Consider the following 13,497-nt stretch of genomic DNA (forward strand, 5'->3'; position numbering starts at 1 on the left):
CTATGCGAAAAGAATTCAATCAACTCAGGATCGGCTGGTTTTGCCCCACGAATGGGGATATGACACGATTCTCCGATCCCGGTGCAATCATTCCGCGTTCCCTGGAGCACTTCATCAAGGTCAACAAAAATGCCGAGGACGCCGGCATGGAATATATGCTGTTCCCGACGGGGCCGACTTGTTGGGATGCGTGGACGGCGGCATCGTTCGTGGCCGCGGCGTGCAAGAAGATCAAGCCATTGGTGGCGATGAAGCCAGGGTTTACGCACCCGGTCGCCCAAGCCAAGATGATCGCGGCATTCAGTAATTTCACGCAAGGGCGGATCCATATCAACCTGATTGCCGGCGTGAGCGAGAAAGAGGCCGTGTCGGAAGGGCAACTGGGCTCAAAAGAGGCGCGCTATCGCCAGCTTGAAGAAGAGGTCGTGCTGATAAAAAGATTGTTGACTGAAAAGAACGTGACGTTCGACGGCGAGTTCTATCAAGTCAAGGAGCCGGCCGTCATTCCGGATCTTGAATATGGGATGCCGGAGTTCTTCTTGGGGGGCGGCTCCGACCAGGCCATCGGGATCTCGGCAAGGCATTCGGCGGTGCACCTGTTCTGGGGCGATTACCCCGCGGTCATCAGCGAGCAGATCAAGGCAATAAAACAGATTGCCGCTGAATATCAAAGAGAGCAGGACCTGGCTTATGCGATGCGCCTGCAGGTGATATGCCGTGAAACGGAAGACGAGGCCTGGGATTTTGCTCATCAGCTGGTTGCCGATACGGAACAGCGTAAAGCGGAAAAGAAGCAGCGTGACCAGAACATCAACTCCGTTGCGAATGCACGCCAGAAAGAGCTGGCCAAGGTAGAGGGCGGAAAAATGACGCCGCATCTTTGGACTGGCATCAATGATGTCCGCGTGGGCGCCGGCGTCGCGGTCGTGGGCAACCCCAAGCAGGTGGCGGCCCAGCTCATGGAGTTTGTCGAGGCGGGGTGCAGCGGTTTTTGTTTATCGGGGTATCCGCACGATAAAGAAGCAGAGATTTTTGGCCGGCTTGTCATGCCGCTGCTGCGCCAGCATGTCGAGCGTATGTCCAGACATGATTCTTTAAGCGTTTAAGGGCACGGGCAGGTTGCGCGTGCTGGAGACTATTCAGGCTGGGTAGGAGCTTAGCAATGAAAGACCATCGTCAATTTCGCCAGGCATTGGGCAGCTTTCCCACTGGCGTGGCAATCATCACTGCCAAGGGGTTGAATGGCCGCAAGGCGGGGCTGACGATCAACAGCTTCAGCTCCGTCTCCTTGACGCCCAGGCTCGTGCTATGGAGCCTGGACCGGAATTCTTCAAGCTTCCCGATCTGTATGGAGGCGGATTATTTCGCCGTGCATATTCTGGCGGCTGACCAGGAGCATCTGGCTGCCCGGTTCTGCACCAGCGGCATAGACCGGTTCGCCGGCGTGGACACCATGCCGGGGCAAGGCGATCTGCCGCTGCTTGGCGGTTGCGCGGCGGTATTCCAGTGCCGGACGGTGCACCGCTACGAGGGAGGGGATCACGTCATTTTCGTCGGAGAGGTGCTTGATTTCACCCAATCAAGATGCGAGCCCCTGGCATTCCATGGCGGACGCTATGCCGCGGTGATCAAGCGGCCGGACACCGCGCCGGATGATGCGGACTCGGCGATGGGGGTGGACTTGATGGCCTTTCTGTTGCGCCGGGCCTACTCGCAGCTTGCCATGCCGCTGCGCTATCCGCTACAGCGTTACGGCCTGCACGATGTCCATAGGACGATATTGTCTGTGATGAGCATGGGGCAGGGCCGCTCCGTCGACCAAACGAGTGCCTTGGTCGGCCTGTCGGGCCATCAGGTGCAGCCTGAGCATTACGAGGAATTGCGTGCCCAGCAGCTGATTGAATTAAAGCAGGAAGGCAGCGAAATCCGCTTGTACTTTACGCCCGCCGGAATGGCGCTGGCGATCGAGCAGGCAGCGATTGGGCAACAGGCGGAAGAAGAGGCGCTGTCGGTCTTTGAGCCGCAGGAAGTCATTGTGCTTAAGCGCCTGCTTCAGAAGCTCATCCATAAAACAAGGGAAGGGCTCCCTGATGGATTTCGCAAAGAATGTTTTTGGCGCGACAACAATATATGGGGCGCGCCGGCGTCAAAGGGCATCGCCGCAGCGGCGTCCGTCGATACATAAGGTCAAGCCATTACCCATAGAAGTTGAATGCCAAAAAAATTAAATGAGACGGAGGCAAACATGAGTAAGTTAAGTGGGCAGCGGATGTGGCAGCTGGGTTGTGTTGTTTTGTTGATGAGCCTGGCTACAACTGCGATGGCGGTGGGGGGGAAGCCGGCCGTCGACAAGGACACCATTGTGTTTGCGGTGGGCAGGGATATCGCCATGCTGGATGCGCAAGTCGATAACACCGGAAACTCGGACCGCTATGCCTGGCAGCTATACGACAACTTGTACACCTTCGACAAACAAGGCCGGCTCCAGCCCCAGATCGCTTCAGGCTACGAGGTATCCGGCGACGGCCTGGAGTACCGGTTCAGTTTGCGTAACGATGTCGTCTTCCATAACGGGGAGCCTTTGACCGCTGCGGATGTCGTGTATTCCTTCGAGCGCATTCTGAGGCCGGAAGTGAAAAGTACCCGGCGGCCCTATTTCGTCAATACATTTGAAAGCGCCACGGCGCTCGATGATTACACCGTCCTTATAAAGCTTAGCCAGCCGGACGTCGTGTTCATGAACAAAGTCGCCGCATTCGTGGCCATCGTGCCCAAGGCTTATACCGAGTCTCTGGGGTCTGTTGCGGAATTCTCGCGCGCGCCGATTGGAGCGGGCCCGTACAGGTTTGTCGAGCATCGGATTGGACAGTACGTGAAGCTTGAGCGCTTTGACGATTATTATGGCGAGAAACCCGGCATCAAGCACCTGATCTTCAAGTTCGTTCCCGAGGCCAGCAGCCGTATCAACGCCATGGCGATGGGCGAGGTGGACATGGCGGATGGGATTGCCGCAAGCGATGTCGCCCGTTTGAAGCAGAGCCCTGGCGTCGATGTTATTCCCGTGCCCATGGGCAGCCCTTTGCATGTCCGTCTGTATGCGGACGACCCAAGCTCGCCCTTGAGCGATCCCCGGGTCAGGCTGGCCCTTAATTACGCCGTGGATGTGGACGCAATCATCAAGAACGTCATGCATGGTATCGGCAAGCCGCTGAGCACGTTCATTTCTGCGTATTATCCGATAGGGGCAAGCAAAGACCTGGCGCCATACGGCTATGATCCCGCCAAAGCCAAGAAGCTCCTGGCGGCAGCGGGTTATCCCAATGGGTTTGATACCGTCCTGCTGAGCCCGACTTCTTATCCCAAGGACGTCACCGAAGCCATAGCGGCCTATTGGTCGGTGGTCGGTGTGCGCGCGCAGACCCGGCTACTGGATTACCCCGCCTGGAATCGGCTTAACAACACGCACAAGTCCGGCCCCATGACGGTCATGCAGTACTCGAACGCCCTGTATGATCCCATTACCCCCATACATGGCACGGCGAGCAAGAACGGAACGTGGTCCAATTACCATAACGAACAAGTCGAAGCGCTTCTCGAGAAAACCCTCGTCACCTCTGATACCCGCGCGCGCGACGCGCTGTTTCAGGAGATCGGCCGCGTTCTGCGCGAGGATGGCCATTCGGTGCTTATTTCGGAACTCTATCAGGTGTTTGCCAAGGACGACCATATCGAGTGGACGCCGCAGTCGGGTTATGCGTTCTACGACTTGCGAACAGTGCGCTGGAAGTAATCGGCCGGCCGGGCATGCTTTTAATAGGGTTGCTGCTCTGCGAGAAGGCGCGATAGCGCGCGGGTTTCCTTAAGCAGCAGTTTGGCCATCTGGTCGCGCCGGGGCTCTTGCAGGCGTGACGTGATGCCGGCGATACTGAGCGCCGCATAGCACGTGCCATTCGGGTTGATAATGGGGGCGCCGATCGCCGCGACGCCGGGTAGAACATCCTCGTCGTTGACGGCGTAGCCGACCTTCCGGGATAGTTCGATTGCTTTTCGCAGGCGCGCTTCGGTCAATGAGCCAAACAAAGGGAAGCGCGGCGTATTCGTGGCAATGACCTGTTCAATCTCTTCGTCGCTAAGCTGAAGCAGCAGGGCCAGGCCGCCGGCGCCCGCTCCAAGGGGGCGGCGTCCGCCAATGTCGAGCGTGCGGGTTTTTATAATGAAATCGCCCTCAAGGCTGTCGATGCAGACGCCGTCCATGCCGCTGCGCACGATCAGGAAAACAGAGTCGCCGGTACGATTGGCCAGGTTTTGAAGGGTGGGTTGACAGATTTCGCGCAGGTTGTAATAGGGCGTTGCCGCCAGGCCCAGCTCGTAGATGACGGGGCCAAGCCGGTAGGTTTTTGTTTTGGCGTCTTGTACCACCATTCCCTGCGACATCAGGCCACGCATGATCCGGTGGACCGTTGGGCGTTCCAGCTGCATGGCATGGGCAATGTCGACCAGCCGGATGCCGTTTCGGCCGTAGGTGCTGATTTCCTTCAGTATCAATGTGGCGCGCTGTATGCTTTGTGTGCCTGGGAGCGCCTCATTGGGATTTGCGCTTTTCTGCGAGGGGCGTTTTGTGCCTGCGCGGTTCTTGATGGTATGAGAGTCAGTGACCATGAGCTGGATGCCTATTGTGAAGTGTCATGCTAAACGTGTGTCCTTGGGTTGGACGGGTGGCCAATCAAAAAGCAAGTGCTAATTGATCTGTTCTGCGTCCGGTTGTGCCGTGAGACGCGCGCTTGCTTTATTGATGCGATTGTAAGTGACTGCGAATGCGATGGTGCATAATAGTCCGGCCAAGCCGAGCGTCCGCATAGTGGCAGTTACCCCAATGGACTCCATGATGGCGCCTGCAAAGAAGTTGCCCAGCGGCGCAATGCCGAAGAAAGCCGTGGTGTACAAGCCCAGGACACGGCCCCTCTTTGCGGGTTGGACGATGATCTGCAAATAGATATTGATGGCTGTGGCCGAGACCACGATGCCTATGCCGACCATGGTGATTGCAATGGTTGCGGGTAACAGGCTGGCGGATTGGGCGAACATCAGCATGCCGATTGCGCCGACCGCGCTGCTCAGGCAGATGGCGCGCGGAAAGGTCTTGACCTCTGTCTGGCGAGCGATCCATCCCAGCCCCAGCAGTGCCCCTATACCCGCGGAACTAAGTAGATACCCTAGGGTGCGCGCGTCTTCCAGCAGCACATCCTGAACAAATACCGGCGCCAGGATCAGGTAGGGCAAATAGCAGAAGCCGATCATGCCCAGCAAACCCAGGGTGGCCCGTATCGGCAAGTTCGACCATGCGTAAACAGCGCCGGAATGCAACTGTTGTGCAATGGTCTCCCCGCTGTCCGTCATGTTGCCGGGAGGGATCGAAATCTTGTAAAGCGCGGCGATGACCAGCAGATAGCCGGTGCCGCTCAAGACAAAGCACAATTGCTCGCCAAAAGCCGAAATCAGGAATCCGGCGATGATCGGGCCGATCAGCCTCCCGGCGTTGTTCATGAAGGCCATCAGGGCAACGGCATTGGGCATGTCTTGCGGATTGCTGATCATCTTGGGAAACATGGTCTGCCGCAGCGGCATATCCAACGCCTGGCAGGTGCCCAATATCATGGTCAGAAACAGGATAAGGGGCATGGACGCGGTGCCCGTCCATACCAGGGCGGCCAGGATGAATGCTTGTATGGCTGCGATCGTTTCAATGATGATCAATGCCTTGCGCTGATCCAGCCTGTCGGCGATGACTCCGCCCATCGGAGATAGGATCAAAAACGGGATCTCACCGGCAAAAGCGACCAGGCCAAGTAATAGCGGCGAACCGGTTGTGCTGTACACCAGCCAGACAAGTGCAATACGCTGGCACCAGATACCAATGAGGGCGGCGCCCTGGCCGGCCAGAAAGATACGGTAATCCGGGTAGCCAAGCGCCCTGAGGGTGTGCATCATTTGGATAGCTGAAAACGGTAATGAGTCTATATATTGGAATAATAGCCTGCCCATTATAAGCCGCTATAGATGTCTTCATGCCATGATATAGATGGACATTATGCTTTTTTTACGTATTAATGAAGCGTGCGTGATCGTTTATGGTTTGATAAAAATTCCATAATCTGGATCAATTTATGCGCTGCCAGACACCGGACTGTTCGCCCAGGGCAACGCGTTGCGGGGCACGGCGCTCCGCTCATCCCTGTGGCAGATAAGCGGTGTCAGGCCAGGGGCGGCATCGAGCGGAAAATGAAATAGCCAAGCGCGCCGTGAAGAGCGCGCTTGGCTTATGGTGGCGTATTGGCGCTCTGATGCACAGGGGGCGCCTTTTCAACAACGGCATGGCCCGGCGGACTGTCGTCCGGCAAGCCATGCTCAAAGCACTAGGCCCGCTTCTTGACGATCAGGCCGTAAATGAACAGGACAATAATGGCGCCGATGATGGAGCCTATCCAGCCGGCGCCTTCGCCGGGTTGATACAGCCCCAGTGCGCCACCCAGGTAACCGGCCACCACCGCGCCCACGATGCCCAGAATAATGGTCATGATGATGCCAAGCTTTTGCTCCCCGGGCATGATGGCCCGTGCAAGCAGACCCACGATAAAGCCCACTACGATCATGCTGATGATACCCATGGCGATTTGTATCCTTATAAAGGTGGAGTGCGCGCAATAAACCGGAAAACGCACATTGCTGGCCAGAAGCCCGCCAGGGCGGACTCTGCCAGGGCGGACTCTTGTAGATAATAGGGACGGCCAGGCCGGGCGTCCAGTGTGGGGCGGCGATTTTGGTATCAAAAAGTTAAACAATGGCAAAGGAGCGGTCTTGGCCGGCCGTCCCTTTGCGCCGCCATCGTCTGGCGGTTTGCGCAAGAAGAGCGCGGCTTAGGCGCCGGCCAGTTGATCGGTCAGCTTTTCCATAAAGTCTTCACAGGCCGCGACTTGGGCGATGTCGATGTATTCGTTGGGCTGATGCGCCTGGTCTATGGAGCCCGGCCCGCACAGCACGACCGAGAAGCCGCGCTCTTGAAACTGCCCGGCCTCGGCCGCATAAGGGGCCACGCCGGCGTGCGCGTGCCCGCACAGGCCGAACACCAGATGCTGCGCGGCGCCCCCCCGGTCTTGCAGCGGCGGCGCATCGGCCAGAATCTCGGTGCGGATGCGGGCCTCGGGGGCGACAGCCTGCATGGCCGGCAGCAGGCTGTCGGCGTATTCCTGGAAACGATCCAGGTAGCGGCGCCAGTTGTCGCCGGGCAGGGTCCGGATATCCCAGGTGAACGTGCATTCGCGCGAAATGATGTTCACGGCGGTGCCTCCGTGCACGACGCCGACATGCAGCGTGGTGTAGGGCGGTTCGAAACGGCATTCGGGGTCGGCGGCCGCCTTGTTCTCGGCCATCATGCCGTCAATGAAGGTGATCAGGCGGGCGGCGGTCATGACCGCGCTGACGCCCCGCTGCACTTGGCTGGAATGCGCTTCGTGGCCGATCACGGTGGTGCGCAGCGCGGCGATGCCCTTATGGGCCACGATGGGCCGCATGCTGGTGGGCTCGCCCACGATGACGGCGCTGGGCCTGGCAATATCGGTGACCAGCCTGTCGATCATGGACGGCGCGCCGAAGCAGCCGATTTCTTCGTCATAGCTCAAGGCGAAATGAATGGGCCGCTTCAGGCCTTTCTTCAGCATGTCGGGCACCATGGCCAGCGCGACCGCTGAAAAGGCCTTCATGTCGCAGGTGCCGCGGCCATACAGCCGGCCGTCTTTCTGCACGACGGTAAACGGGTCGGTGTCCCAGGGCTGGCCATCGACCGGAACCACGTCGGTGTGCCCCGACAGCACGATGCCGCCTTCCACATCGGGGCCGACGGTGGCAAACAGATTGGCCTTGGTCTGGTCTTCGTTGGCCACCAGGTGGCTGGCGATGCCGTGTCCGGCCAGGTAGTCGCGAACATAATGGATCAGTTCGAGATTGGAGTTGCGCGAAACGGTATCGAAACCGATAAGCTTGGTGATCATTTCCAGCGATTGGGGTTTCACAGCGTTGCGCTCCATAGGGAAGTCCGTAGGCAAACGATCATAGCCAAGTCGTGTTTTGTCCGTCAAACATACGCCGTGAATCCGATATAAGCTTAGGCATCGCGCTTTTCATGCGCAGCGGAGTCCGTATGCATATGCCATCCATTGCCAGCAACGCGGCACAGCCCAGGCCGCCCTTGCGGATTTTTTTTGGCTTGTGGCCTTCCGGGGATGACGCGGCCCGCATCATGGCCTGGGCCCACGATGCCCAGGCTGCGTTCGGCGGGCGCATCATGCGGGCCGATACCCTGCACCTGACCCTGGCGTTTCTGGGCAGCACGCCCGCCGGCCGGGTCGATGCCCTGGTCCAGGCGGCGCCGTCCTGGCCGGCGCCGGTGGGGCCGATTGTGCTGCAGCGCTTCGGGCGCTTTGCCGGGCCGCGCATCGTCTGGGCCGGCCCGGGCACGGACGACACCGACCGCCTGGCTTGGCTGGACCAACTGCACGACAGTTTGTGGTCCCGCCTGGAGGCCATGGGCTGGCCGCGTCCGCAAAGTGCCTTCAGGCCGCATGTGTCCTTGTTGCGCAAGGCCCAGCCGGGCGACCCGGCCGTGTTGCGGCGGGCCCCTTTGGCCTGGACGCCGGCGCAGTGTGTGCTGGTGGCCTCACAGCCGACCGATAGCGGGTCGTACTACCAGGTGCTGGCCCGCATGCCGCTGGAAACGGCCCTGGCTCAAAACTGATACGACATGTTTACCCCGGCCGTCCAGTTGCGGCCGGGGGCGGGCTCGTAGTAGCGGCCGAAACCCGCATTAATGATGGTTGAGCCGGCATAGTGGCGATCCAGCGCATTGTCGAGGCGGGCAAAGGCGTCCAGCGTCCAGCCCTGCCAGTGCCACAGATAGCCGGCATGGATGGCGGCGGTAAAGTAGCTTGGCGCCGCTTCGCTATTGGCATCGTTGACCTGGATCTTGCTAAGGTAGCGGCCCTCGATGCCCGCGCGCCAGCCTTGGGGCGGCGCCCAGGCCAGCGCGGCAAACAGCGATTGCCGCGCAATGCCGGGAATGCGGTTGCCGGCGGGTATCAGGTTGGCGGGCGCTTGCGCGCCTGCATAGAAGCTGTCACGGTAGGTCGCGTCCAGCCAGGTATAGGCCAGGTGCCCATGCCAGTCCCGCGCCACCTTGCCCGACCAGCTCAGCTCGAAGCCGTTGCGGCGCGTGCGCCCGGCGTTGCGGTAGGTTGTGCGGCCGCCGTCGGCGTCGGCCGCCACGATTTCGTCGTCGGTACGGGTCTGGAACAAAGCCGCTGTCAGCAGGCCCCCGCCCAAGCGTGCCTTGGCGCCCACTTCGACGCTGGTGTTCGTTGACGGCTGCAGGGCAAAGTTCAGGCCCGCAAGGCCGTCGGTCCGATACGAGAGTTCGTTGAACGTGGGTGTTTCAAATCCGCGCCCCACGGTAGCGTAAAGGTTCAGGTCGTCGGTGGCCTGGTAACGCAGCGCCGCCATGGGCAAGACCTTGTTGTACCGGGCCGAGCCGCTGTCGTCGCCATTGCCGGCCGTGATGTAGCGATCGTCCGAATCGAAGCGCACGGTGCTGTAGCGCACGCCCGCGTCCAGCGTCCAGCGTTCCGCAAAGTCCCACGAGGCCTGCAGGTACGGATCGATGTTCCATATCTTGTTCTTTTCCTTGCGGCGCAGTTCGCCCTGGACGCCCAACTGGGCGCCGATAAAGTTTTCATAACCGCGCCGGTCCTCGGTCAGCGTGTCGTAGGCCACGCCGCCGATCAGTGTCAGGGGCCGGCCGGCCAGGTCCAGGCGCGAGGTCCAGCGGGCGTCCACGCCGCCATAGTCGCGGTCAAGGCCGATCACCCCGCCCGAATGGCTGGGCGCTTGCTGTGCGGCAACGGGGATGGCCTGGAATTGCTCCGTCTTGCGCTGGCCGTAATAAGTCATCAGGCGCAGCGTATTGTTTACATCCACGCGGCGTTCGTAGACCAGTCCGCCCTGGGTTTGCTTGACCGTCTTGCGCGTGTTGAAGAGCAAGGCGTTGGGTGCAGCATTGCGCGGACTGTCCATGAATTCCTCGTGGTTCAGGCCTTGCGGATCGTCGGCCTTGACGTCCACACTGTTCATGATCAGGGTAAGCTTGCTGTCATCGTCGAGCTGCAGCCCCAGTTTGGCGTTGGCCAGGTTCTTGCGGGCGCCGCTATGGTCGCGATAGCCTTCGGTGGTGTAGCGGCTGGTACTTAACAGATAATCCAGCGCGTCCGCCGACCCGCTGGCCTTCAGGCCATAGCGCCACTGACTGTTGCTGCCCGTGGCCAGGCTGCCCGTTATGGTTGGCGGGCCGCTGCCCTCTTCGGTAAAGGCCTGGATCACGCCGCCCGATGAATTGCCATACAAGGCCGAGAACGGCCCGCGCAGCACCTCGACCCGATCGATCGACGCAATGTCGATGTTCGATGTCTGGCCCTGGCCGTCGGGCATGGTGGCGGGTATGCCATCCACATACAACCGTATGCCGCGCACGCCAAAGGTCGAGCGCGAACCAAAGCCCCGTATGGATACCTGCAGATCTTGCGCATAATTCTGGCGGTTCTGGATAAGCAGGCCGGGTACGCGTTCCAGGCTCTCCGACAGGTTGACCTGCATCTGGTTGGCGCGCATCAGCTCGCCATCCAGCAGGTCGACCGATGCGGGCACCTCGAACACCGGCCGTTCGATCTGCGTGCTGGTCACCACCACCGGCGTCAGCGTATCGACGCTCTGGCCTGGCGTGGCGGCCGGGGCCTGCGCCTGTGCCTGTGCCGACAAGACCGGCATGGCGCAAACCAGGACGGCGCAGGGAAAGAAGCGCGGTAGCAGCGTGTTGCGGGAACGAGAGTCGGGTTGCCCCGGATGATGGCGCATAGATATAAGCATAGAATCAGGTAGCTACAGGGTATCGCGTATCCGTTATCAAATGATAGACTGGATTCCAGCTTATGACTTTGCAAAGGCAATACCATGGCGGTTTTTCTTCCGGCGCTGAAAATCGCGCTTCCCTACATTACGCAGGTTGTGACGGCGGCCGTGCCCATGTTTACCTCCAGGCCGGCCAATGGCAAGCTTGACGAGGTCGTTCCGCAGCAAATCCGCGAGCTCCAGACGGCGGTCACGCAGAACGCCGAATCGGTAAAAGGCCTGGCCACGCAGTGGAAAGGCACCATGGAAAGCATCGATGCGGCCGCTGCCAGGCTGCAGCAGGAAATCATCGTGCTCAGGCGCCTGGTCTACTGTTCAACCGCCATCGCCGTCGTCGCCAGCGTACTGGCTGTGGTGGCGGTAGCGGGCCGCTAGGCCCTGGGGCTTAGCTTTGCCAGTCCAGCGCCCAGGCCCCCGAGCGGGCGTTTTGCAGCCATAGCATGCAGGTCAGCGTCTTGGCGTCGGTCACGCCGCCGTCACGGCAGGCTTCCGCAAGGTCCTCCACCGTTTCTGTGCGCACCTCAAGGAATTCATCGCTGTCGAGCCTGGCCGGGCCGGCCTGAAGATCGCGTGCGAAGAAAATATGGATGATCTCGGTGGAATAGGCAATGGCCAGATGCATGGCGCCTGCGTAGGCCCATCGCCCGGCCACATAACCAGTTTCTTCCTGCAGCTCGCGCTTGGCGCAGACCAGCGGGTCTTCGCCCGGATCCAGTTTGCCTGCCGGAAATTCCAGCATCACACGGTCCACTGGGTAACGGAACTGGCGTTCCAGAATGACGTGATCGTCGTCCAGCAACGGAATGATCACCACCGCGCCCGGATGAATGATGTATTCGCGCCCCGCGCTGCGTCCGTCGGGCAGGCGCACCGTATCGCGGCGGGCTTTCAGGAACCCGCCGTCCAGCAGCGTTTCGCTGTGGATCAGGGTTTCGATCAGATGGGCGTCGGCAGGCTTGGTCATGGCGGCTTGGAGCGGTAATGAGTCAGTCCGATAGCTTACCGTGGAAATATGACCGCCAGGCATGATGTGCCGTCGCCACGTGGGGTATCACGGGATGGCAAGCGTCTTGAGTGGATGTTCAACACAAAAAATAGAGGAAAAAATCAAAATTAATTGTTGATTAAATCCATATCTTGCGGGATGCTGCCTCACTAACATGAAACATGTTGCATGCTACTCAGGAGGCGAACATGGCGGCAGTTCCGGCAAATATCGACGATCTTGCAGCATTGCGCCAGGCCAATGTGCCGCGCGGCGTCGTGACGGCGCACCCTATTTTTGTCGACCGTGCGCAGGGGTCCCGGGTCTGGACCACGGATGGCCGCGAGTATCTTGATTTCGTCGGCGGCATCGGCGTCCTGAACGTGGGCCACAACCACCCCGCGGTGGTCGAGGCGGTGAAGCGCCAGCTGGACAGGGTCACGCATATGGCGTTCCAGGTGGGGGCGTACGATGTCTATATCGACCTGGCCCGGCGCCTGAATGGGCTGGTGGGGCAGGGGCGCGACTACAAATCGGTGTTTCTGACGACCGGCGCCGAAGCGGTTGAAAATGCCGTCAAGATCGCCCGGGCCTATCGCAATGCGCCCGGGATCATCGCCTTTCGCGGCGGCTTTCATGGCCGCACTTTGCTGGGGATGACGCTGACAGGCATGAGCGAACCCTACAAGCAGAACTTCGGGCCGTTCGCCGGCGACGTTCATCACACGATTTATCCCGACGCATATCGGGGCATCGATGCGGACGCCGCGATGCGCGAACTGGACAACCTCTTGGCGACCACGGTGGCGCCCAGCCGGGTGGCCGCCGTCCTGATTGAGCCGGTGCAGGGGGATGGCGGTTTCCTGTATGCGGGTTCCGACTTCCTGCGCAAGCTGCGCGCGCTGACTGAAAAGCATGGCATTTTGTTGATCTGCGACGAGATACAAACGGGTTTCGGCCGCACGGGCAAGCTGTTCGGCTTCGAGCACAGCGGGATTCAGCCCGACTTGGTGACCGTGGCAAAAAGCCTGGCGGGCGGCTTGCCGCTTTCGGGAGTCGTGGGACGTGCCGACGTCATGGATGCCCCCGCGCCGGGCGGGCTGGGCGGCACCTATGGCGGCAATGCGCTGGCCTGCGCGGCCGCGCTGGCTGTGCTGGATCTGTTCGAGCAGGGCGATCTGCTGGGGCAGTCGCTACGGCTGGGCGAGCAACTGCGCGCGGGCCTGGACAGGCTGGCGGGCAAGTACAGCCAAATTGGCCAGCTGCGGGGCATAGGGCCGATGCTGGCGATGGAGTTCGTCAAGAACGGTGACCCTTTCCAGCCCGATGCCGAGATTGGGCAGCGCGTGATCGACCATGCGCGCGAACTGGGGCTGTTGGTGATTAAATGCGGCTTCTACAAGAATACGGTGCGTCTGCTGGCGCCGCTGACCACCACGGCCGAAGAGGCGCAACAGGCCCTGGACATCCTTGATCAGGCGCTGGCGCGCGCGGTTCAGTAGACC

At 60.3% G+C, this 13,497-nt stretch carries 12 protein-coding genes; 6 read left to right on the forward strand and 6 right to left on the reverse strand.

Annotated elements, in window-relative coordinates; genetic code table 11:
• The first annotated feature begins 2 nt into the window (after window positions 1-2).
• Genes RE432_RS05620 through RE432_RS05630 form a run of 3 tightly spaced genes read left to right on the forward strand, consistent with a single transcriptional unit; the run spans window position 3 to window position 3,790 of the window.
• Window positions 3-1,106: an LLM class flavin-dependent oxidoreductase gene (locus RE432_RS05620; RefSeq protein WP_310932276.1), complete on the forward strand. Its 1,104-nt coding sequence runs from the start codon at window positions 3-5 to the stop codon at window positions 1,104-1,106.
• A 56-nt stretch (window positions 1,107-1,162) separates the two neighbouring features.
• Window positions 1,163-2,185: a flavin reductase family protein gene (locus RE432_RS05625; protein ID WP_310932277.1), complete on the forward strand. Its 1,023-nt coding sequence runs from the start codon at window positions 1,163-1,165 to the stop codon at window positions 2,183-2,185.
• Between the two features lie 60 nt (window positions 2,186-2,245).
• Window positions 2,246-3,790: an ABC transporter substrate-binding protein gene (locus RE432_RS05630; RefSeq protein ID WP_310932278.1), complete on the forward strand. Its 1,545-nt coding sequence runs from the start codon at window positions 2,246-2,248 to the stop codon at window positions 3,788-3,790.
• A gap of 20 nt (window positions 3,791-3,810) precedes the next feature.
• Here RE432_RS05630 and RE432_RS05635 read toward each other — a convergent pair whose 3' ends face one another.
• The 4 genes from RE432_RS05635 to argE all read right to left on the reverse strand — a co-directional run bounded on the left by RE432_RS05635 (window position 3,811) and on the right by argE (window position 8,081).
• A complete protein-coding gene (locus RE432_RS05635; protein ID WP_310932279.1) occupies window positions 3,811-4,659 on the reverse strand; it encodes an IclR family transcriptional regulator in 849 nt (282 codons plus the stop codon).
• Between the two features lie 78 nt (window positions 4,660-4,737).
• Window positions 4,738-5,988 (reverse strand): MFS transporter, encoded by a 1,251-nt coding sequence (locus RE432_RS05640; RefSeq protein WP_310932280.1) that lies wholly within the window; start codon window positions 5,986-5,988, stop codon window positions 4,738-4,740.
• Window positions 5,989-6,413: 425 nt separating this feature from the next.
• Window positions 6,414-6,665 carry a GlsB/YeaQ/YmgE family stress response membrane protein gene (locus tag RE432_RS05645; protein WP_310932282.1) on the reverse strand — a complete coding sequence of 84 codons (252 nt, stop codon included), beginning with the start codon at window positions 6,663-6,665 and terminating at the stop codon, window positions 6,414-6,416.
• A 249-nt stretch (window positions 6,666-6,914) separates the two neighbouring features.
• A complete protein-coding gene (gene argE / locus RE432_RS05650; RefSeq protein ID WP_310932283.1) occupies window positions 6,915-8,081 on the reverse strand; it encodes an acetylornithine deacetylase in 1,167 nt (388 codons plus the stop codon).
• A 113-nt stretch (window positions 8,082-8,194) separates the two neighbouring features.
• Here argE and thpR point away from each other — a divergent pair, with 113 nt between their 5' ends.
• The gene (thpR, locus tag RE432_RS05655; protein WP_310932285.1) at window positions 8,195-8,788 is read left to right on the forward strand and encodes an RNA 2',3'-cyclic phosphodiesterase; all 594 of its coding nucleotides are present in this window, start codon (window positions 8,195-8,197) and stop codon (window positions 8,786-8,788) included.
• Here thpR and RE432_RS05660 read toward each other — a convergent pair.
• On the reverse strand, window positions 8,779-10,866 hold the full coding sequence (locus tag RE432_RS05660) for a TonB-dependent receptor (RefSeq protein WP_310933031.1): 2,088 nt from the start codon (window positions 10,864-10,866) through the stop codon (window positions 8,779-8,781). The two genes, thpR and RE432_RS05660, sit on opposite strands and share 10 nt — an antisense overlap.
• A gap of 183 nt (window positions 10,867-11,049) precedes the next feature.
• On the opposite strand from RE432_RS05660, the gene RE432_RS05665 reads away from it, so the two are divergent.
• On the forward strand, window positions 11,050-11,382 hold the full coding sequence (locus RE432_RS05665) for a hypothetical protein (protein WP_310932286.1): 333 nt from the start codon (window positions 11,050-11,052) through the stop codon (window positions 11,380-11,382).
• Window positions 11,383-11,392: 10 nt separating this feature from the next.
• Here RE432_RS05665 and RE432_RS05670 read toward each other — a convergent pair whose 3' ends face one another.
• Window positions 11,393-11,971: an NUDIX hydrolase gene (locus tag RE432_RS05670; protein ID WP_310932287.1), complete on the reverse strand. Its 579-nt coding sequence runs from the start codon at window positions 11,969-11,971 to the stop codon at window positions 11,393-11,395.
• 230 nt (window positions 11,972-12,201) lie between these two features.
• Between RE432_RS05670 and RE432_RS05675 the strand changes: the two genes are divergently transcribed.
• Complete coding sequence (locus tag RE432_RS05675; protein ID WP_310932288.1) at window positions 12,202-13,494, forward strand: aspartate aminotransferase family protein; 1,293 nt, start codon at window positions 12,202-12,204, stop codon at window positions 13,492-13,494.
• The last annotated feature ends 3 nt before the right edge of the window (window positions 13,495-13,497 follow it).

It is taken from the genome of Pusillimonas sp. SM2304, from assembly GCF_031628915.1.
Lineage (GTDB): Bacteria > Pseudomonadota > Gammaproteobacteria > Burkholderiales > Burkholderiaceae_B > Pusillimonas_C.